Annotated in this window: 18 protein-coding genes; 11 read left to right on the forward strand and 7 right to left on the reverse strand. The window is 69.9% G+C overall.

The features are described from left to right. Window positions 1-6: 6 nt before the first annotated feature. Together AC1HIL_RS15880 and AC1HIL_RS15885 are read right to left on the reverse strand one after the other, a co-directional pair. Window positions 7-933 (reverse strand): ABC transporter substrate-binding protein, encoded by a 927-nt coding sequence (locus AC1HIL_RS15880; protein WP_413763893.1) that lies wholly within the window; start codon window positions 931-933, stop codon window positions 7-9. A gap of 45 nt (window positions 934-978) precedes the next feature. Continuing rightward, window positions 979-1,833 carry a PA4780 family RIO1-like protein kinase gene (locus AC1HIL_RS15885; RefSeq protein ID WP_479672138.1) on the reverse strand — a complete coding sequence of 285 codons (855 nt, stop codon included), beginning with the start codon at window positions 1,831-1,833 and terminating at the stop codon, window positions 979-981. A gap of 601 nt (window positions 1,834-2,434) precedes the next feature. Between AC1HIL_RS15885 and AC1HIL_RS15890 the strand changes: the two genes are divergently transcribed. Continuing rightward, the gene (locus tag AC1HIL_RS15890) at window positions 2,435-3,019 is read left to right on the forward strand and encodes a PaaI family thioesterase (RefSeq protein ID WP_479672139.1); all 585 of its coding nucleotides are present in this window, start codon (window positions 2,435-2,437) and stop codon (window positions 3,017-3,019) included. Window positions 3,020-3,064: 45 nt separating this feature from the next. Here AC1HIL_RS15890 and AC1HIL_RS15895 read toward each other — a convergent pair whose 3' ends face one another. From AC1HIL_RS15895 to AC1HIL_RS15910, 4 genes are all read right to left on the reverse strand, one after another. Beyond that, window positions 3,065-5,005 carry a reverse transcriptase family protein gene (locus tag AC1HIL_RS15895; RefSeq protein ID WP_479672140.1) on the reverse strand — a complete coding sequence of 647 codons (1,941 nt, stop codon included), beginning with the start codon at window positions 5,003-5,005 and terminating at the stop codon, window positions 3,065-3,067. A 279-nt stretch (window positions 5,006-5,284) separates the two neighbouring features. After that, the gene (locus tag AC1HIL_RS15900) at window positions 5,285-7,000 is read right to left on the reverse strand and encodes an SWIM zinc finger family protein (protein WP_479672141.1); all 1,716 of its coding nucleotides are present in this window, start codon (window positions 6,998-7,000) and stop codon (window positions 5,285-5,287) included. After that, window positions 6,997-10,101: a hypothetical protein gene (locus AC1HIL_RS15905; RefSeq protein WP_479672142.1), complete on the reverse strand. Its 3,105-nt coding sequence runs from the start codon at window positions 10,099-10,101 to the stop codon at window positions 6,997-6,999. Before AC1HIL_RS15905 ends, AC1HIL_RS15900 begins: the two co-directional genes overlap by 4 nt. A 206-nt stretch (window positions 10,102-10,307) precedes the next feature. After that, window positions 10,308-11,072: a DUF1266 domain-containing protein gene (locus AC1HIL_RS15910; protein WP_261215935.1), complete on the reverse strand. Its 765-nt coding sequence runs from the start codon at window positions 11,070-11,072 to the stop codon at window positions 10,308-10,310. 157 nt (window positions 11,073-11,229) lie between these two features. Here AC1HIL_RS15910 and AC1HIL_RS15915 point away from each other — a divergent pair, with 157 nt between their 5' ends. Then, window positions 11,230-12,339, forward strand: a complete 1,110-nt coding sequence (locus AC1HIL_RS15915) for an ATP-dependent DNA ligase (protein ID WP_479672143.1) — start codon at window positions 11,230-11,232, stop codon at window positions 12,337-12,339. After that, entirely contained in the window at window positions 12,336-12,752 is a 417-nt protein-coding gene (locus AC1HIL_RS15920; RefSeq protein WP_479672144.1) for a hypothetical protein, read from the forward strand. Before AC1HIL_RS15915 ends, AC1HIL_RS15920 begins: the two co-directional genes overlap by 4 nt. Before the next feature lie 22 nt (window positions 12,753-12,774). Here the strand turns inward: AC1HIL_RS15920 and AC1HIL_RS15925 are convergent, their stop codons facing one another. Next, window positions 12,775-13,986: an NAD(P)/FAD-dependent oxidoreductase gene (locus AC1HIL_RS15925; RefSeq protein ID WP_479672145.1), complete on the reverse strand. Its 1,212-nt coding sequence runs from the start codon at window positions 13,984-13,986 to the stop codon at window positions 12,775-12,777. Window positions 13,987-14,147: 161 nt separating this feature from the next. Between AC1HIL_RS15925 and AC1HIL_RS15930 the strand changes: the two genes are divergently transcribed. The 8 genes from AC1HIL_RS15930 to AC1HIL_RS15965 all read left to right on the forward strand — a co-directional run bounded on the left by AC1HIL_RS15930 (window position 14,148) and on the right by AC1HIL_RS15965 (window position 20,724). Further along, window positions 14,148-14,372 carry a hypothetical protein gene (locus tag AC1HIL_RS15930; protein WP_479672763.1) on the forward strand — a complete coding sequence of 75 codons (225 nt, stop codon included), beginning with the start codon at window positions 14,148-14,150 and terminating at the stop codon, window positions 14,370-14,372. 54 nt (window positions 14,373-14,426) lie between these two features. Continuing rightward, window positions 14,427-14,843 (forward strand): cupin domain-containing protein, encoded by a 417-nt coding sequence (locus AC1HIL_RS15935; protein ID WP_057597156.1) that lies wholly within the window; start codon window positions 14,427-14,429, stop codon window positions 14,841-14,843. A gap of 73 nt (window positions 14,844-14,916) precedes the next feature. Beyond that, entirely contained in the window at window positions 14,917-15,426 is a 510-nt protein-coding gene (locus AC1HIL_RS15940; protein ID WP_296740675.1) for an RrF2 family transcriptional regulator, read from the forward strand. A gap of 89 nt (window positions 15,427-15,515) precedes the next feature. Beyond that, on the forward strand, window positions 15,516-17,222 hold the full coding sequence (locus AC1HIL_RS15945) for a sigma 54-interacting transcriptional regulator (RefSeq protein WP_479672764.1): 1,707 nt from the start codon (window positions 15,516-15,518) through the stop codon (window positions 17,220-17,222). Between the two features lie 210 nt (window positions 17,223-17,432). Continuing rightward, complete coding sequence (locus AC1HIL_RS15950; protein WP_172705560.1) at window positions 17,433-17,702, forward strand: phenol hydroxylase subunit; 270 nt, start codon at window positions 17,433-17,435, stop codon at window positions 17,700-17,702. A 50-nt stretch (window positions 17,703-17,752) separates the two neighbouring features. Then, a complete protein-coding gene (locus tag AC1HIL_RS15955; protein ID WP_479672147.1) occupies window positions 17,753-18,748 on the forward strand; it encodes an aromatic/alkene monooxygenase hydroxylase subunit beta in 996 nt (331 codons plus the stop codon). Window positions 18,749-18,775: 27 nt separating this feature from the next. After that, complete coding sequence (locus AC1HIL_RS15960; protein WP_057597160.1) at window positions 18,776-19,072, forward strand: MmoB/DmpM family protein; 297 nt, start codon at window positions 18,776-18,778, stop codon at window positions 19,070-19,072. Between the two features lie 56 nt (window positions 19,073-19,128). Beyond that, on the forward strand, window positions 19,129-20,724 hold the full coding sequence (locus AC1HIL_RS15965) for an aromatic/alkene/methane monooxygenase hydroxylase/oxygenase subunit alpha (RefSeq protein ID WP_057597164.1): 1,596 nt from the start codon (window positions 19,129-19,131) through the stop codon (window positions 20,722-20,724). Window positions 20,725-20,730 lie beyond the last annotated feature (6 nt).

The following is a 20,730-nucleotide window of genomic DNA, read 5'->3' on the forward strand; positions in this document are numbered from 1 at the left end:
GCCGTCTCAGGAGCGTGGATCGCCGAGCCGCACCAGGCAGTCGACGATCGCATCGGCCGCCTCGTCCAGCCGCGGACCGGGCCGCATCATCAGGTCGAAGCGCGCCGCCGCGAAGCTGCAGACGCGGCCGCGCTTGATCGCGTTCATCGCCGACCAGCCGGGCCGCGCGGCCATTGCCGACAGCTCGCCGAGCGCCGACACCATCAGCACGTCGGGGTCGGCGCGCACCACGAACTCGGGGCTCATCTTCGGGAACGGCCCCAGCGTGCCGGGCACCGCGTTCGCGAGGCCCAGGCGCGCGAGCGTCTCGCCGATGAAGGAGCTCTCGCTCGCGGCCGCCATGCCGCCATGCACCTCGAAGTAGACGCGCCGGCCCTGCCAGCCAGCGGGCACGCGTGCGCGTGCCGCGTCGAGGCCGGCATCGAGCCGGCGCCAGTAGGCCTCGCCCTTGCCGGGCTGGCCGGTGGCGCGCGCCACGGTCTCCATCACGCGGCGCATGTCGGCATGGGTCTTGGCATCGAGCGCCAGCACGCGGATGCCGAGCCGTTCGAGCGGTTCTGCGGCACGGCTGCGCGGGCGCAGCAGAACGAGGTCGGGCTTGAGCGCGACGATGCGCTCGATGTTCGCGTCGTCGATGCCGCCCACCTGCGGCAGCCGCTGCACCGCCACCGGCCAGTTGGCATGGCGGTCGATGCCCACCAGGCGGTCGCAGGCATCGAGCGCGCAGACGGTCTCGGTCAGCGAGGGCATCAGCGAGACGATGCGCCGCGCGGGCGCCGGCAGCTCGAGCACGCTGCCGCGGTCGTCGTCGAGCCGCACGCCCGCATGGACCAGCGCGGGTCCGCCGAGCGCGAAGGCCGCGGCCAGCGAGAGCGCCGAGGCGAAGTGGCGCGCGGGACGCGGGGAGGGCGCGAGGTCGGGGGACTGGAACATCGGGGCGGAAGGAAGGCGGGACTGCGCCGATTGTCGCCGCCGGGCTCAGGGCTCGCCCCGGTTCGCCAGCCGCTCGCGCCGGCGCGCCTCCTCGGCGCGCGCATCGTTTACTGCGCGCAGCACCTCGCCGAGGTCGACCGGTCCGGCGTCGCGCGGCGGCGCGCCGCTCAACGGGGTTTCGGGCCGCAGCAGGCCACGCTCATAGAGATGCCAGATCTCCTCGCCATGGCGCGTCTCGTGCAGCTCGGGCGCGAAGCGGCCGAAGAACTCGCGCAGGTTCGCCACGTCGCGCAGCAGCATGCGCTGCGCATGGTTGTTGCCCGCGGCGTCGACGGCCTGCGGCAGGTCGATGATCACCGGGCCCTCCGCGCCGAGCAGTACGTTGAACTCCGAGAGGTCGCCGTGCACGATGCCCGCGCACAGCATGCGCATCACCTCGCGCACCAGCGTGGCGTGATGGCGCCGTGCGTCCTCGGGCGTGAACTCGACGTCGTTGAGCCGCGGCGCGGCCGCGCCCGCGGCATCGGTCACGAGCTCCATCAGCAGCACGCCTTCCCAGAAGCCGAAGGGCTCGGGCACGCGCACGCCCGCGTCGGCCAGCCGGTAGAGCGCATCGACCTCGGCGCTCTGCCAGTGGCTCTCGGTCATGCGGCGGCCGAAGCGCGTGCCCTTGGCGATGGCGCGGCGCTCGCGCGAGTTGCGGATCTTGCGGTTCTCGGTGTAGTCCACGGCCTGGCGAAAGGCCCGTTTGTCGGCTTCCTTGTAGACCTTGGCGCAACGGGCTTCGTCGCCGCTGTGCACGACGTAGACCATCGCCTCCTTGCCGCTCATGAGCTGGCGGCTGACGCTGTCGATCAGGCCTTCGTCGACCAGGGGTTGGAGTCGGGGCGGGATCTTCACTGCGCGGCCTCCTTCTTCGTGAAGGAAGCGAGCGCGGCGAAGCGCAGGGTGAAAGAGAAAACGAAACGATGCCGCGCGTGCGCGGCTGCTGTATCGAGCATGGGTGTGGGCACCTTGATTCGGAAACGAAAGACCGGGCGCCGCACGCGATGGCGCGCGCGGCGGGCTTGGCGAATCTCGGGCGGGGCGGCGTCGCGTGCAGCGCGGGGGCTGCGACGCTCAGCGCGGCGAAGGCATCAGCGGCGTGCGCGCAATGCGGTCGAGCGGCCGGGCACCGAGACGGTGGTGGGGGCAAGGACTGGCTTGTTCATTGCGTACCTCCTGTGGTGCGTGGTTGTCGAGGGTTGCGAATGTAGTCGCATGCGCGGCAACTGTGAAGCAGGTTGTTGGCACGAGGCCGGCGCTGTGTTCGGCGCGCGACAGCGCCACCTATCGCACATGGCTTCAGGATTCGACAAGGAATGCGTGGCGCGGACGCCCGAAACCATCGTCTTCGCAGCATGCAATTGCTAAACTGGTTGCCACAAGAAGATGCATGAGAACGCACCCTCGCGTGCCGCTTCTCTCGATCCGATCCGCACCGCTTTCGAGATCTTTTCAAATGACGCCTGAACAACGACTGGACCTGTGGCTTGCCGAGGAACTCGAGGTAGTCGAATTGCTTAATTCGGGTCCCGGTGTCGGCGTGGCACGGCCCGCGCAGCTCGTCGGCAAGAGCGGCCTCGAAGTCATGCACGCGATGATGAACGGGCAGCTTCCCTATGCGGAGTTCGCCAAGCACCTGAGCTTCTATGCCATCGCGGCACGCCCGGGCTCGGCCGTGTTCCAGGGCACGCCGCAACGCGAATACCTCAATCCCATGGGCACCATCCATGGCGGCTGGATGACTTCGATCCTCGATTCGGCGCTGGGCTGCGCGGTGCTCGCATCGCTGCCGCCGGGGCAGGTCTACACCACCGCCAGCCTCGAGACCCGCTACGTGAAGGGCCTCACGCTCGACGTGCGGCGCGTGCGCGCCGAGGCCACCGTCACGCGCATCGAAGGCCGCATGGCGCTGGCCGAAGCCAGCCTGGTGGGGCCGGACGGTACGCTGTATGCCAAGGCCACCACCGAGTGCCGGCTGTTCGACATGCGCGCGCCGGCGCCCGCCGCCGTGTCGAGGCCGTCGACATCGGCCACGTCCTAGAAGCGAATCGCCCTTCGGGGCGATTCGCTTTTGGGGCCGGCCTTTTCAGGCCAGCATCTTGCGCAACACCGCCGAGAGTCCCGAGCCGGCGATCAGCGCGATGAAGAAGCGCATCCAGCCGGCCTTGCGCTGGTAGATGTTGGCGACCCAGATCGCGCCCGTCACGAGGCCGATCAGCCAGGCATCGCGCAGCGACAGCAGGAAGCCCAGCACGTAGGTGCCCTGTATCGCGATGCTGACCCAAAGGCCCAGCAGCGACAGCGCGCTGCGCGGCTTCGCGGGTTGCGCGGCCGCGGCGGGTTCGGCCGGGCGCGTGTCGTTGCGTGGCGGTGCCTGTTCGACTCGCCGTGCCTCGTCCTGCGCGCGCTGGCGTTCGCGCTCGGCCTCGCGCTTCGCCTTCTTCTCGGCCGCGATCTGCTCGGGTGTTTTCTCGAGCACCGGCTCGGGCGCGCGCGCGGGCTGCCACCACGTGGGCAGGGGCGCGAGCCCGGCGGCCGACTGCTGGCGGAAGTGGCCCGCGGGCAGCGGCGCGCGGGCCGGCGCCGGCGCGACGGCGGGCGCCGACGCATGCTTCGCGGCCAATGCCTTCACGCGCCGCAGGTAGGGCTCGGCGCGCGCGGGATCGGCCATCGCGATGAAGTTCGCATAGCCGCGCAGCGCGGCGACCACGTCGTGCTGGCCGTTCCAGTGCAGCCCCTGCGGACCGTGGCGCTCGGCCTGGTGCAGCACGGCGCGAAAGCGCCGCAGGGTGTCGCGGTCGGTCGAGAGCTTGTCGTTGACCACGATGCCGGTCACGTGCTGCTGCTGGTGGCGGCGCATCACCTGCTGCTTCTCGGGATGCACCACGAGGCCTTCGCTGGCCACGATCTGCTTGGCGCGCCACAGCAGCTTGCCGACATCGCGGCCATGCTCGGCATCGGCGGAGAAGCTCAGGTCGTCGGCATAGCGCGTGTAGCGAAAGCCCAGCTTGGCGGCGCAGGCGGCCAGCCGCGCGTCGAGCCGGCGGCACAGCAGGTTGGTGAGCATCGGGCTGGTGGGCGCGCCCTGCGGCAGCACGCGCTCGCCGCGTGCGACGAAGTAGCGCTCGCCGTCGAGCTCGACCTCGTCGGTCGGCGCCTCGGTCGCGAGCAGCGCGAACAGCGTCGCGACCTGCGGCGAGTAGCCAAGCTGGCGGAACACGCCGCGCACGCGGCGCAGGCCGATCGAGGGAAAGAAGTCCTGGAGGTCGAGGTTGACCACCACCGCCTGCCCCACGTGCGGCGCGGCATTGCTGAGGATCGAGCGGCCCGGCAGGAAGCCGTGCACCGCTTCGTGCACCGGCACCTTGGCCAGCACGTTGTCGAGCATCCAGTACTGCGCGCGCTTGAGCCGCGGCATCGGCGCCGAGATCCGGCGCTCGCCGCCGGCCTTCTTGGGCACGGTGAAGCGCTGGTAATGGCTCACGCGCGCGACTTCGCGGTGCCAGGCCAGGAAGCGCAGTTCCCCGAGTTCCAGGCCCATGGCGCGCGCGAGGTCGGTGGCGTCGTGCAGCGCCGGCAGCGCATGGCGCGCGAGCGACTGCTCGTCGCTGCGCGCCTCGTTGAGGCCGCCCGAGACGCCTTCGCCCAGGTACAGCAGCTCGCGCTGGCGCCGGCCGTGCCAGTCGAGCGCGCGCGCATGGCGCTGCTGCGCGAGCCGCTGGCGCGTTTCCTCGCGGCGTTCGCGCGCCCGCGCCATGCGCTCCTTGCGCATGGCCTTGAGCGCGGTCTCGCGGTCCTCGATGCCGCGCAGCTCGTTGCCGAGTTCGCTCAGCGCGGTCTGCAGCTCGCCCTCGCGGCGGATCAGTTGCGCCTCGACCGTGGGCTGCGCCGTGTCGCGCGGCCAGAAGCCCAGGCGCTGCATCTCCTCGAGCACGACCTCCTGCTTGGAGCTCGCGCGGATGCGTGCGTAGAGCTCCTCGCGCGTGAGCGCCGAATCGGGTACGGAGGAGGGAGGGGGTGGGGTCATGGGCGGTGTGCGCCGCATGGACCGATGCACTGGAAGAAAAAAGATGCGAACGGGACGGGAATCTCGTCGAAGAGCCTGAGGACTGGACAGCTCCACTCGACGCCGTACGCGCATGGTGGCGCGATGAGCTTCGAAGAAGCCGCACCGTCATCGCGCCACCATGCGCGTACGGCACAGTGAAGAGATGTCCAGTGAAGCCTGGGAAGTGCTGAGATCGGGGATGGCGATGCGCCATCCGGATTGCAAGAGCCTTCCCGCCCCGCTCGCAAAACCAGTGTATCAGCCGATGCTTGCAGTCCTTTCTTCCGAGTCGGTCGCGGGCGTCGGTGCGCCCGCGGTGGTGCCAAGGGCCAGCGCGGCCGAGGCCGTGGCCAGGCGCAGCGCGAGCATGTGTTCGCACGGCCCCTTCGTCATGCGCAGGCGGATGAAGTGGTCGCACTGGCATTCGCCGGTGGCCACGCGCTGGTCGGCATCGAGCTGCAGCCGCACCTGATACTGGCGCGAGGACTTGGTGCCGCACAGGCCGCTGAGCAGCAGCCCGCCGTCGGCACGGGCCTCGACCTTCGTGTCCTTCAGGCGCCCGGCCTGCACCAGTTCGGCCGCGGCCGCCTCCTCGGGGCTGGCATGGCGCAGCCGCTCCATCGGCAGCGGCTCGCGGCTCAGTTCGCGCAGGCGCCACACGCCGTGCGCGATGTCGTACACCACGCGGCCGGCCTGCACATAGCCGCCGAGCGCCGACTCGACCGTGAGCGGCGAGAGCCCGGTGGCCGCGGCCAGCTCGGCGGTGGTGGCGCGCCAGCGTTCGCCCAGCGCCGCGAACACGCGCAGCAGGCTGTCCTGGTCGACGTCGTGGCGCGGCTGCAGCAGCTCGAAGTGGCCGTTGCGCGACCAGTCGTTGGCGGTCCAGCCCGACAGGCCCAGCGTGAACTCCATGTCGGGCAGCCGCGCGACCCAGAAGCTCGGCATGCCGGTGCCCAGCAGGTGCACCGTGAAGCCCTGCGCCACCGGCACCAGCCGTTCGAGCTGCAGCAGCCGGCGCCGGCCCCAGACGCGGATGTCGATGTCGGCGGGCGCATCGTGCGAGGAACGCGGGCACACCAGTTCGTGGCCCCAGGGCTCGAACAGGATGCGCACCGGCTGCCCGGGCCGCAGGATGAAGCGCAGCGAGCGCGGGCCCGCGCGCTCCTTGCGCCGCCGCAGCACCAGGCAGATGTTGTGCACGTCCATCGGGTGCAGCTGCAGCCGGTGCGCGGGCAACAGCATCGCGCTGCTGACCTGCAGGAAGCCGCGCACCCAGCTGTCGGGCACCTCGATCTTCGGTTCGTGGAAGGCCGGGTCGTTGCCGCTCTGCACCTGGAAGCCGCCGGGATCGATCGCCAGCCGCGTGGCCTTGTAGTCGCGGATCTTCTGGAACTCGTCGTAGAGCGACTCGGAGTAGTCGACGTTGGTGGTGCCGAAGGCATGGTCGCTCACGCGGTCGAAGACCTCGTGGCCGCAGGAGAACATGCCGTAGCTCGACTCGTCCTGGCTGAAGCACTCGAAGAACACGCGGTCGGGATGCACCGTGATCACCGGGTCGAGCACGAACCAGGCTTCGCGGTTGACCTTGTAGAGGTGGTCGAAGTAGCGCTTCTGCGCCTTGTAGAAGGGCTGCAGCATGGCCGACTTGCGCTGGCGCAGCACGTCGAGCTCCTCGCGCAGCGGCGCCATGCGGGCCTTGAGCTCGTCGCTGCGCGCCATGTACTGCGCGAGCAGCTCGCCTTCCTGGCTCGCGAGCCATTCGAGGTAGGCGCTCTTGTCGCGCGGCTGGAAGCGCAGGTCGCCCACCACCACGTCGTGCAGCGCCGACATGCCTTCGCGAAACGGCAGGTGGCGGTTGACCTCGCCGATGAAGTGCACGGGCGCGCGCAGGGTGTCGGGCGCGAACTGCAGCGCGGTGCTGGTGGGCGTCTGCTGCGCGCCCGAGTGGCCGAAATAGCGGTACTGGAACTTCATGCGGCGGGACCTCCGGCGACGGCGGCCCGGCGCGGCGCGACGGCGCGCACGGGCGCGGCCTGCAGCGGGTTCTCGAGCGCCGGATAGCGTTGCTGGATGCTGCGCAGGCCGGCCACGTAGCGGGCGCGCTCGGTGATGGCGCCGCTCACGGCCTGGCGCGCGAACACGCGCGCGACGATGCGCGCCGCCTCTTCGGACTGCTCGGCCTGCGCCGCGAGGAATTCGCTGACGCGCGCCTTGGCGAGCCGGCCGCGGTTGGCCTGCGACAGCACGGTGAGGAAGTAGGGCTCGAGCCGCGCCAGCACCTCGGGCTTGCCGCCCGCGGCGGCCGCCAGCCAGTTGGTCACGAACAGCTGCATGCCGCTCGAGGGATGCTGGCTCAGCTGCAGCATGTAGGTGGTGACGTCGGTGAGTTCGAAATGCGCCGTCAGCAGCTCGCGGCCCAGGCGCTGCGCGCCGGGATCCTTGTGGTCGCACAGGCGCACCAGCAGCGCGGGCGTCCATTGCGGCGACTGGCCCTGCGCCGCGAACCACTGGCGCGCCCAGGCGAGCGCGTCGTCCCAGCGGCTGTCGAAGATGCGCAGCGCGTCGTCGAGCTGCGCGAGCGTGCGCTCGGGTTGCGCGGCGAGCTGTTCGCAGGCCCATTGCCGCGCGGCGGCGGCATCGACCAGCCCCAGGCTCGCGGTCTGCAGCACGTCGAAGGCCTCGGCCGGCTGCTGCGGCAGCAGCCAGGCGCCCAGCCGTTGCGCGCCCTTGCTGCGCGCCTCGAGCAGCCGCACGGTGGTGGCGCTGTCGCCCGCGCGCGTGTGCGCGGCCAGCGGCCCGCACAGCCACTGCAGCAGCGAATCGAACACGCCCTCGGCCGCCTCGGTGCGGAACAGCTCGTCGCGCAGCATCGGCATCAACGCCGCGCCGAAGTCCGGATGGCCGGGCAGCAGCTGCGCGAGCTTGGGCGCGACCGCGCTGCGCACGCGCGGCATCGGGCTGGCGCAGAACACGGCGAAGAGCGCGGGCTGCGCGAGCAGCGTGTCGTCGGGCAGCGCGGTGAACAGGCGCACGCCGGCGCCGCGCAGCCGTTCGTCGTCCGACTGCAGCAATCGCGTCAGCACCTCGATCGGCAGGCCTTGAACGGATGCCGGATGCAGCAGCAGCCACTCGGCCGCGAGCGCGACCACGTCGGGGCTCGCGTGGTCGAACAAGGCCAGCAGCGCGCTCAGCGGCGCCTTCGCGCCGGCTTCGCGCAGCGGGTTCTGCAGCGCCCATTGCAGGTTCTCGCAGATGGCTGCGAGTTCGGGCGCCTGCGCATCGCAGCGCGCGAGCCAGTCGAGCAGCGCGGTGCACAGTGCGTCGAAGCTGTCCGCGGCCTCGGGCTGGCCGGCCGCGGCCTGCAGCAGCAGGCGCGAGGCACGGCGCACCTCGGCGTCGGCCGAGACCAGCAGGCGCAGCAGCAGTTCGACGTCGCGGCTGTAGCGCGCCGGGTCCTCGGCGATCAGGTCGAGGGCATGGCGACGTGCTTCATCGAGTGGCGAATCGATCAGCGGCACGAGCCATGAGCCGGCCGGCTCGCCGGCCTCGATGCGCTCGCGCACCAGCGCCAGGGCGAAACGCGCCGTGTCGCTCCAGGTGCTCGCGAGCAGCTCGCGCAGCTGGGCGCCATCGAGCGCTTGGCAGAAGCTGCGGTTGTCCTGCAGCGCGCGCGCCGCGAAGGCATGCACGCCGGCACAGCGCGACTGCTGCATCAGCTGCAGCAGCGCCTCGGGATGGCGGTCCCAGCGCTCGGGCCAGGCCTCGCCGCGTTGCGCGCGGCGCTCGGCCGGGGGCGTTTCGCGGCGCCAGTAGAGGCCGCCGGCCAGCGTGGTCCATTCGGGGTCGTGGCGATGCAGCAGCTGCATCACGACCAGCCAGCGGCTGTAGGGTCCGCTGTGCCAGACGCGCGTCTCGCGGTTCCAGCCCGCGTCCTCATGGCGCGCCGCGACGGCCGCGTTCGCATCGTCGGCCGCGAGCAGCACGCCCATCGCGAGCCGCAGCCAGTCGCGCTCGTCGACCGCACCGCGCAGCGCGAGCCGGCGCAGGGTGCGCCAGGTGCGGCGGCGCAGGTAGTCGTGCGTGCGCTGGCTCAGCGCGAGCCGGCTGTCGGGGCGCACGATCTCCTTCGCGATGTCGACGTAGCGGCCGTTGAGCATCGCCCATTGGCTGGTGCCGCGAAAGCCCGCGCGCTGCGTTTCGATGCGCTGGTTCAGCAGGCCCAGCAGGCGGTAGTCGCCCGCGAACTCGGCACCCTTGTAGAGCCGGCGCCAGGCGCGGAAGCTGCCCGCGGCCGGCGACAGCTGCTGCGCCACATCGTGCAGCGCAAGGTGCGCCAGGCCGGCGGGCTGGTCCTCGTCGAGGCCTTCGAGCAGTGCGAGTTCGAACAGCTGCTGCGTCCAGTCGGTGTGCGCGAGGCTTTGCCAGTGCGCGGGATCGGCGAGCCGTTCGCGCAGCAGCGCGGCGCCATCGGCCACCGGCACCACCTGCGCCTCGGTCCAGGCGCGGCGCAGCGAGCCGGGCCAGTCGTCGACGATGCGCTCGGCCTCCGCGGCACGCCGTTCGGCCGGCCACAGCGCGAGTGCGGCCCAGCGCGCGATGCGCGTCACCTTGGGGTCGGTCGCGCGGCGCGAGAATTCGACCATCGCCTCGAAGGCGCCCGCGTCGCCGCAGCGGCCGATGGCCCAGGCGATGCAGTAGTCGAGCATCGCGTCGCCGGTCTCGATCAGCTCGACCAGGCGCGGCACCGCCTGAGCGAGCCGGCGTTCGCCGAGACGCCACACGGTGCGGCCGCGGCGCAGCGGCGGCAGCAGGCGCCAGGCATCGGGCGCGATGCGGTTCAGAAGAAGAGTGTCGGCCGCAGAAGGGGAGACGGTGGCTGGTGTCGCGGGTGCCGATGCAACGAGCGGCGCGCCTTCGAGCGCGAGGCCGCGCGCGAGTTGCGCGGCGAGCGCATCGCCGAACACCGCCATCGCCTTGTCGAGCGCGAGCGGCGCGGGCGTCAGCACGGTCTCGCGCCACTGCAGTCCGTCGCGGCTGCTGCTCAGGTGCACCACGTGCCCGGCATCGGCGGGCAACTCGAACAGTTCGATGGTGGCGTGTTCCGTGACCGCCGATGTCCCCGGTCTCGTTCGTGTGAGTTTCTCGGATCGAATGCGCTTCACGCGGAGGCCTCCCTGCCTTCGGTTGAATGCCCTCGATCGCGCGGTGTGGCCGATCGGGGCATCCGCCTATCTTAGGCCCTGCAGCTGCATGCTTCGATGACGCGCGAATGAGCGGCGGCTCACCACGCCATCTGCCGCCACGGGCTGTGCTCGTGCGAGAGCAGGTGGGCCGTGGCGCGCTGGAAGGTGTCGGTGTCCTCGGCGATGCGGTCGAGATCGTGGGTGGCGAGCCAGAACGCGCGCCCGACCACGAAGCTGTCGCCGAAGTCGCGCCACGACTGGTAGGAGGGCTGCGCCATGCGCGCCGCGCTCGCGATCGCGTTCCACGACTCCTCGGCGCGCAGCAGTTGCGCGTCCTGGATCAGCCGGTGCAGCTGCACCAGCCGGCCCATGTCCCAGGCCATGATGCTCGCGGGCAGCGGCCGCGGCAGCTTGTCGAACAGGCCTTCCTCGGCCGCTTCGTGCCAACTTTCGTAGTAGTCGCGCGTGCTCTCGAGATCGAGGCCGCGCGCCACCGCCTCGCCGCGCAGCGCCGCGAGATTGGCCTGCGCCACCGCGGCCGCGTCGCTTCGGCTGCCGCGATGCAGGCGCTCGACGCGCGGGTTCACCACCGCGTAGTGGGCGCGGTGGCCCTGCGAGAGCAGCGACTCCGTGACCTCGCGCGCGCTGCTGGCGTTGGTGACGCCCCAGGCCGAGGCCAGCAGCGCCACGGCGGTGGCGCGGTCGGATTCGGTGGTGAGCGCGTTGATCGGCAGATAGGACTCGGCCGCGTACACCGCGCCGAGCGCGAGGCCGCGATGCTGCGCGGGCGTGAGCGGCGTGCCGTTCTCGAGCCGATTGAAACTGAATGAAAAAAGCTTGCGGACCTTGTCCAGGAATCCCATGGCGCCGCCCCCTTGTGTTCGCCTGTGCGGGCGTAGGCTAGGTGTGCCGGGCGCGCTTCGCCAGTGCCTAAAGTCATTCGGCGTCGTGGCGCGTGCTGTGTAGCATCGCAGCGTCGTGCAATGCCACGGCGCCGTTCGTTCCATCGCATCCGCCGCCATGTCCAGCACCGAACCTCTCGCGCAATCCAGCTTCCTCTACTTCACGGGCCAGGGCTCCGACAAGGTCTACCAGGTCCACCTGCGGCCGAAGGACGAGGGCTGGGTGGTCGACTACGGCAACGGCCGGCGCGGCGGCACGCTGGCCACCGGCACCAAGACCAGCAGCCCGGTCGGCTACGAGGCCGCGCTCAAGATCTACCAGAAGGTGGTGAAGGAGAAGACCGGCAAGGGCTACACCACCGATGCCTCGGGCGCGCTCTACACCGCTTCCGAGTTCGCGGGCCGCATGAGTGGCGAGCTGCCGCAGCTGCCGACCCTCATCGCCGAGACGCAGCTCGCGCGCTACCTCGACGACCCCGGCTGGGGCCTGCAGGAAAAGGCCGATGGCGAGAACCGCATGCTGGTGATCGAGGAGGACGCGGTGCGCGGCACCAACCGTCGCGGCCTGTTCGTCGACATCCCGCAGGCCTGGGTCGTGACCGCCGCGCTGCCGGCCGGCCGCGCGGTGATCGCGGGCGAGCACGTGGGCGACGGCTTCCTGGCCTTCGACCTGCTCCAGGCCGGCGGCGAGGACCTGCGCGCGCAGGCTTTCGTCGAACGCTTTCGCCGGCTCGAGGCCTTCGCGATCGCCTTGCCGTGGATGGCCGTGCTGCCGCTCGAGACCGAGGCCTCGGCCAAGCACCGGCGCGCGGCCGAGCTGCGTGCCGCGCATGGCGAGGGCTTCGTGCTCAAGGCGCTGGCCGCGCCCTTCGCCGCGGGGCGCAGCAACGCGAGCCTCAAGTTCAAGTTCCAGCAGAGCGCGACCTGCGAGGTGCTGCGCGTCAATGCGCAGCGCTCGGTGGCCGTGGGCCTGCGCGACGAGGCCGGCGTGCTGGTCGACCTCGGCAACGTGACCGTGCCGCCGAACGAGGCGCTGCCCGCGCCCGGCACGCTGGTCGAGGTGCGCTATCTCTATCGCTATGCGGGCGGCAGCTTCGAGCAGCCGGTGTATCGCGGGCAGCGGCCCGACATGGCGGCCGAAGATGCACTGCTGTCGCAGGTCACGCGCATCAAGGACCGCGGTGCGGTCGCGGAAGAAGAGCGCGACGACGGGAGCGACGTCGCGTGAGGGGCCTGCACCGCATCGCCTGCGGCATGGCCATGATCGTCGCGCTCGTGGGCTGCGAGAAGCCCGCGCCGCCGCCACCGCCGCTGAGCAAAGAAGCACAGATCACGCGCGATGCGCCGCCCGAACTGATGTTCCGCGGCACCTTCGCCGGGCGGCCGATCCACCTGGTCGTGAACGACTGCGAGGTCTACAGCGTGCGCAGCCTCGAGGGCGGCGAGGTCGAATGGACCTCGGTGCTCAAGCCCGAGTTCTATCCCTTCTTCACCGTCTGCCAGCGCCAGCACCTGGCGCTCAAGGGCGACGTGCTGACGGCCGAGCTGGGCCGCATGGCGATCGGTGCCGGCGGTTGCTGCGCCACCGGCGGCACCTACCGCTCCACCGACGGCATCGCCTGGAAGCGGACCGGGTACTGACACCCCGCATCCGCGACGCGGCTCAGGCCACGACGATGCGGCCGGGATCCGCCGAGCGCAGGATATCCGCGCGGTCGCCGGTGGGCGGATAGATCCACTCGGTGTTGATCTGGTGCTTGAGCGCTTTCGCCTCGGCACCTTCCATCTTCACTTCGCGCGACCAACCCTCGGTGTACACGGCGCCCCAGGGACCGAGGTCCAGGCAGGTCACGTACTTCGGCTGCGAATAGGCGATCTTGGGCAGCCCCAGCAGGTCGGCCGCGACGTTGTGGCCGGCCGAGCGTCCGAGCGCCATCGCGTGCTGGCACGACATCATCGCGACATTGCCATCGTCGTCGGTGGCGGCGCGCGCGGCATCGCCCGTGACGAAGACGTTCGGAACGCCCGGTACCTGCAGGTTGCGGTCGACGAGGATCCGGCCCGCGGCATCGCGCTCGGCGGGGATCTGCTGCGTCAATGCGGTCGCGCGCATGCCGGCGGTCCAGATCACCGTCGCTGCCTCGATGCGTTCGCCGCCCGAGGTGGTGATTCCTTCGGCGTCGATGCTCTCGACCTCCACGCCCAGCCGCCAGCTGACGCCCTGCGACTTCAGCGCCTTCTCGATCACCGGCCGCGGACCCGGTCCGAGGTCGGGACCGATCGCATCGGCGCGCTCGACGACGATCACGCGCGGCTCGATGTCGCCGCCCATGATCTCGCGCAGCCGCGCGGGCATCTCGGCCGCGGTCTCGATGCCGGTGAAGCCGCCGCCGACCACCACGATGGTGTTGCGCGCGAGCGAGGAGGGCTGTCTGGCGAGCTTGCGCAGGTGCGCGTCGAGCGCCACCGCGTCCTCGTACTGGTCGACGCTCAGCGCGTGCGCATGCAGGCCGGGCACCGGCGGGCGGAAGAGCTGGCTGCCCGCGGCGAGCACCAGTCGGTCGTAGGCAAGCGTCTGGCGCGCGCCCGCGGCGTCGACCACGTCGACCTCCCGCGCATCGGTGCGGATCCGCTCCGCGCGCGCCGCGAGGAAGCGCACGCCGACGGTGTCGAAGACGGACTGCAGCGGCGCTTTCATCGCCTCCTGCGGCACTTCGTAGAGGCGAGGGCGCACATGCAGCGTGGGTTCGGGCGCGACCAGCAGGATCTCCACGCCGTCGTTCGCGTGGCCTGCCATGTCGAGGGCGCGCGCGGCGCTCAAGGCGCTCCACATGCCGGCAAAGCCGGCGCCTACAACCAGGATTCGTTGGGTCATTTTGGATGTTTCGGTTCTTCGAGGTTCAGGTCCCGCGGCGCATCGCGAAGGGTGCGGCGCGCGCGGGGTCTTCAAGACGATCCGGTGTGGATCGCTTAACTACGACTATACTGGTCGTAGTAAAAATTTCAATCGCCGATTTCATGAACCGACCCCTCGCCATGCTGGGCGCGTACACGAACATCCTTCGCTGCGAGTCCGCGATCGCGGCGGGCGACGAGACGTGGCGCTCGATCGCCGCGCTGATGCTGCCGTGCTATCGCAACGCGCTGAAGGTGTTGGCCCAGGGGCTGAGCACCGATGAGCAGCGGGCGTTCGAGCGCCTGGTGGTCGACGTCCATGCCGACGGCGAATCCATGCGGGTCGCGGCCAACGACCCTCTTTAGACGCACGGCATCCGCCCGTGCACATCCGCAACGCCAACCCAAGGAAGACTTCCCATGAAAACCGCATCGCTCGCACTCGCGCTCCTCGCCTTCACCACCGGGGGCTCCGCCGTCGCGGCACCGCCCGAGCCGCAACGCGAAGTCATCGTTCCGGCCTTCGCCCATGCGATCGCCAACGTGCCCGGCAAGACGCTCACGGCGCTGGTCGTCAGTTACGCCCCCGGCGCGAAGACGCCCGCGCATCGCCACGGCCAGGCCTTCGTCGTGGGCTATGTGCTGGAAGGCGCGATCCGCAGCAAGCTCGACAACGGCCAGGAGGTCGTCTATCGCGCGGGCGAGAGCTGGACGGAGCAGCCCGGTGCCCATCACGCGGTGAGCGACAACGCGAGCGCCACCGAACCCGCGAAGCTGCTCGCGATCTTCGTGGCCGATTCGAAGGAGAAGAACCTGGTCACGCTCGACAAGAAGTGAGCGCCGCCGCGCGTCGCGCAGCGCGAGAGGTGGCTCAGTTACGATCCGCCCCTCCATTCCCACGGGAGCCAGCTTGAGCCACATCAGTGCCGGTGTCGAATACGGACTGCATTGCCTTCTTTATTTGTCGGGGCCTCCCACCGGAGTCACCGAAGCCAGCGTGCGCGACCTCGCCGAGCTCCAGGGCCTGTCGGTGGAGTTTGTGGCCAAGCTCTTCACCAAGCTGCGCAAGGCCGGCCTGACCGAGGCGACCGAGGGAAAGAACGGCGGCTTTCGCCTGGCCAAGCCCGCCGACCGGATCAGCGTGCTCGAGGTGGTGGAAGCCATCGACGGGCCGAAGGCGCTGTTCGAGTGCCGCGAGATCCGCGGGCGCTGCGCGGTCTTCGACGGCGAGGCGCCGCGCTGGGCGATGGATGGCGTCTGCTCGATCCACGCCGTGATGCTCGAGGCCGAGGAACGGATGCGGCAGGTGCTGTCCTCCCAGACGCTGGCCGACCTGGCCGGGCGTGTCGGCGCCAAGGCGCCGCACAGCCATGCGGGCAAGGTCGTGCATTGGATCGAGACGCGCAAGGCGCAGGGTTGATGCATATCCGCTGAGGCCCGGGAGGATCCGGCGACCGGGCCGAGGCCCCCGCGAAAACGCGCTCCCCGCGCGCCGCACCGTGTCGCACAATGCGGGCCGACACGCCCCCAAGATTTAGGAGACACCCCGTGGGAGAACTTCTCTCGCTCCTGCGCTTCAGCGCCGGCTCGGGCCATATCTGGCTGGACGAGCAGCGCATGCTGCTCCTGCATGCGCGCGCCTTCGCCGAGCTGCGCAAGGAACTGCTCGACTCGCTCGGCATCGAGCGTGCGCGCGGCCTGCTGGTGCGCATGGGCTTCGCGTCGGGACTGCGCGACGGCGAGGTGGCGGTGCGCGAGCGCCGCGCCGGCATGCGCGCCGAAGACGCCTTCATGCTCGGCCCGCGCCTGCATTCCATCGAGGGCATCGTCTCGGTGCAGAAGACGCAACTCGAGTTCGACATCGCGACCAGGCAGTTCTACGGCGAGTTCCTTTGGGAGAACTCGTGGGAGTGCGAGGCCCACGTGGCCGACTTCGGCTATGGCGAGGACCCGCAGTGCTGGTCGCAGATCGGCTATGCCTCGGGCTACACCACGGCCTTCATGGGGCGCATGGTGGTGTTCAAGGAGGTCGAGTGCACGAGCATGGGCGACAGCCGCTGCCGCATCGTCGGCCAGCCGGCCGAGGACTGGCACGACGACCACTACCTCGACTACTTCCGCCAGCACCACGTGGCCGAGAACCTGATCGAGTTCAACCTCGGGCTGCAACACATCCGCCGGCTGCAGCCGCGGCGCGAATACGACCAGAAGCTGGTCGGCGTGTCGCCGGGCTTCCGCGCCGCCTTCGAGCTGATGCGCAGCGCGGTCGACAGCGCGATCACGGTGCTGCTGCTCGGCGAGACCGGCGTGGGCAAGGAGGTGTTCGCGCGCTGGCTGCACGACAACGGCCCGCGCGCGCGCCAGCCCTTCATCGCGGTGAACTGCGCCGCGATCCCGGCCGATCTGATGGAGGCCGAGCTGTTTGGCGTGGAGAAGGGCGCCTACACCGGCGCCCACCATGCGCGCGCCGGCCGCTTCGAGCGCGCGCATGGCGGCACGCTGTTCCTCGACGAGGTCGGCGACCTGCCGCTGGCCGCGCAGGTCAAGCTGCTGCGCGTGCTGCAGACCGGCGAGGTCGAGCGCCTGGGCGCCGAGCAGCCGATCAAGGTCGACGTGCGCATCGTCGCCGCCACCAACGTCAACCTGCAGCAGGCGATGCAGGCCGGGCGCTTCCGCACCGACCTGTTCTATCGGCTCAACACCTTCCCGATCTCGATCCCGCCGCTGCGCGAGCGCACGGCCGACATCCCGGCGCTGGTCGCGCGCTTCGTCGAGAAATACAGCGCGCTCTACGGCAAGAAGCTGCGCGGCCTGACCGACAAGGCCGCGCGCGACGTGCAGAAGCACGCCTGGCCCGGCAACATCCGCGAGCTCGAGAACGTGATCGAGCGCGCCGTGCTGCTGGCACCCGACCATGGCGACATCGAGGCCAGCCACCTGTGGATGTCGCCGCCCGGCACGCCCGACGGCAGCGGGCTCGATGCCAAGGGCCAGGTCGGCGCGCCGGCCGAGGCCGCGGGCGAGGGCAGCGAGCTCGACGCGCTGTGCCAGCGCGTGCTCGAGCAGAACATCGACATCGCCTCGCTCGAGCGGCGCCTGATGCAGACCGCGATGCAGCGTGCCAAGGGCAATCTCTCGCAGGCCGCGCGCCTGCTGGGCATCACGCGGCCGCAATTGGCCTACCGCCTCAAGAAGGAAGGCCTGCCGGCCTCCTGAGCCGTTCGCGGCGTTTTCACCATTTGATCAAGCTGCACCGCAGCAAATGATCAAACGAGCATCCGGGACTACCCGGGGCTCGCGGCCCGCCGGCATCGCGGGCCTTTGCAAATCAATCACTTAGCCGTGCTGGCACGCCCGTTGCCCTTATTGGCACGGGCGGCGCCGTTGTCGTCCACCAAGTGATGGATTGAACAAGTTATGCCTTCGATGCCTGCGAGCCACCCCAGCGACAGCGCGGCCCGGATGACCGGCCAGCCCTGTTTCGTGCGCGTGACCGGTACCCGTGATGCCCGCTTCGTCGAGTTCGAGTTCGCCATCGGCGACCCCGAGCTCGCGGTCGAGCTGGTGTTGCTGTTCGACCAGTTCCGCGAGTTCTGCACCCGCCACGAGGTGCGCCACCTGACGACCGAGGAGGGCGCGCGCCTGGACTTCGAGCGCATGAAGTGGCGCTTCGGCGCGCCCGGCATCGAGCACTGAAACGCCCACCCACCGTTTTTTCCAAAGAGACAACCCAAGGAGACCCCACCGTGCAAGTCGACATCAAGACCTCGGACATCCGGCCGATCCGCCAGACCTTCTCGCACGTGGCGCGGCGGCTCGGCGACAAGCCGGCCTCGCGCTACCAGGAGGCCACGCTGGACATGCAGCCCACGGCCAACTTCCACTACCGGCCGCTGTGGGATCCGCAGCACGAGCTCTACGACAAGCGCCGCACCGCGATCGTCATGGCCGACTGGTATGCGTTCAAGGATCCGCGCCATTTCTATTACGGCGTCTACACGATGACGCGCGCGCGCCAGCAGGAGGGCGCAGACCGGCAGTTCGAGTTCGCCGACAAGCGCCAGCTGCTGGCGCAGGCCGATGCCGGCGTGCGCGAGTCGCTGCAGCAGGTGCTGGTGCCGCTGCGCCACTACGAGTGGGGCGCGAACATGAACCACAGCTACTGCTGCGGCTACGGCTACGGCACCGCGATCACGCAGCCCTTCGTCTTCGCGGCCATGGACCGGCTCGGCATCGCGCAGTACCTCTCGCGCATCGGCCTGCAGCTCGACGGCAACTCGGGCCAGGCGTTCGACGCCGGCAAGGAGGCCTGGATGTCGCATCCGGCCTGGCAGGGCGTGCGCCGCACGATGGAAAACCTGTTCGTCACCAAGGACTGGTTCGAGCTGTTCGTGGCGCAGAACCTGGTGTTCGACGGCCTGCTGTACCCGCTGGTCTACCGCCACTACGTGAACGCGCAAGGCGCGGCCACCGGCCATGCGCTGGCGATGCTGACCGAGTTCATGAACGAGTGGTTCGAAGAGAACGCGCGCTGGGTCGATGCCACGCTGAAGACCGCGGCCGACGAGTCGCCGGCCAATGCCCGGAAGCTCGCGGCCTGGTACGCCGACTGGCGCGCGCAGATCGCCGAGGCGCTCGCGCCGCTGGCCGCGCTGGCGCTCGGCGCCCACGGCGCGCCCGCGCTGCAGGAACTCGCCACGGCGCTCGACGCCCGCTTCGCACGCTCGGTGCGCACCGCCTGAATCACCACCGCAAGGAGACCCATCCCCATGACCACCGCCACCGCAGAACTCTCCCGCACGCCGGTTTTCATCGCGCTGCAGATCAGCGAGAGCGCCCGCGCCATCGTCGAGGCCATCGTGGCCGACAACCCCGAGGCCAGCGTCAGCGAGTACCCCGCCATGGTCAAGATCGACGCGCCCGGCCGGCTCACGCTGCGCCGCGCCACGGTCGAGTCGCTGCTCGGCCGCCGCTGGGACCTGCAGGAACTGCACCTGAGCCTGATCTCGCTGTCGGGAAGCATCGAGGAGACCGACGACGAGTTCACGCTGCATTGGGGCGCCTGAGCGCGCACCCCGAAAACCACCGCACCCACAACGACAACGCACAGGACGACAACGCCATGACGACCCCCAACAGCAGCACCGGCAAGCGCCTCGGCCTCAAGGAACGCTACGCCATGATGACCCGCGGCCTCGGCTGGGAGACCAGCTACCAGTCGATGGACGACGTGTTCCCCTTCGACCGGTTCGAGGGCATCAAGATCCACGACTGGGACCAGTGGGAGGACCCGTTCCGCCTCACGATGGACGCCTACTGGAAGTTCCAGGGCGAGAAGGAGAAGAAGCTCTACGCGATCATCGACGCGTTCCAGCAGAACAACGGCCAGTTCAACATCAGCGACCCGCGCTACCTGAACACGCTGAAGCTGTTCCTCACGGGCGTGTCGCCGCTCGAGTACGCGGCACACCGCGGCTACGCGATGGCCGGGCGGTCGTTTCGCGGCGTGGGCGCGCGCGTGGCCTGCCAGATGCAGTCGATCGACGAGCTGCGCCATGCGCAGACGCAGTTCCACACCATCAGCCACTTCAACAAGTACTTCAACGGCCTGCACGATCCGCAGCACATGCACGACCGCGTGTGGTACCTGTCGGTGCCCAAGAGCTACTTCGAGGACGCGATGAGCGCGGGGCCCTTCGAGTTCGTGACCGCGATCTCGTTCTCGTTCGAGTACGTGCTGACGAACCTACTGTTCATGCCCTTCATGAGCGGCGCCGCCTACAACGGCGACATGGCCACCGTGACCTTCGGCTTCTCGGCCCAGAGCGACGAGTCGCGCCACATGACGCTGGGCCTGGAGGTGGTGAAGTTCATCCTCGAGCAGGACCCGGGCAACGTGCCGATCGTGCAGAAGTGGGTCGACAAGTGGTTCTGGCGCGGCTACCGGCTGCTGACGCTGGTGTCGATGATGATGGACTACATGCTGCCCAAGCGCGTGATGAGCTGGTCCGAGGCCTGGGAGATGTACTTCGAGAAGAACGGCGGCGCGCTGTTCCAGGACCTCTCGCGCTACGGCATCCGCATGCCCAAGTACCACGAGGTGGCGAGCAAGGAGAAGGGCCGGCTCTCGCACGAGGCCTGGGCCATCTTCAACAACTACGGCCACGCGGCCAACATCAACGTGTGGGCACCGCGCCCCGACGAGATGGAGTGGCTGTCGGCCAAGTACCCCGACACCTTCGATGCGCTGTACCGCCCGCGCTTCGAATGGCTGGCCGCGCAGGAGCAGCAGGGCAAGCGCTGGTTCAACAACACGCTGCCGATGCTGTGCCAGACCTGCCAGATCCCGATGGCCTTCACCGAGCCTGACGACCCGACCAAGATCTGCTATCGCGAGAGCAGCTACCACGGCATGAAGTACCACTTCTGCTCCGACGGCTGCAAGGACGTGTTCGACGGCGAGCCCGAGAAGTACGTGCAGGCCTGGCTGCCGGTGCACCAGATCTACCAGGGCAACTGCTTCCCCGAGGGCACCGACCCGACGGTCGAGGGCTTCAACCCGCTCGCGGCGGTGCTCGACTACTACCACATCAACGTGGGCTCGGACAACGGCGAGTTCAACGGCTCGCCGGACCAGGCGAACTGGGATCGGTGGACGGGACAGGACACCTCGACAGAGCGCCGCGCCCCGCCCGAGCAAGAGGCGATCGTCGCTTGAGCCACA

This window comes from Variovorax sp. ISS6, assembly GCF_056523145.1.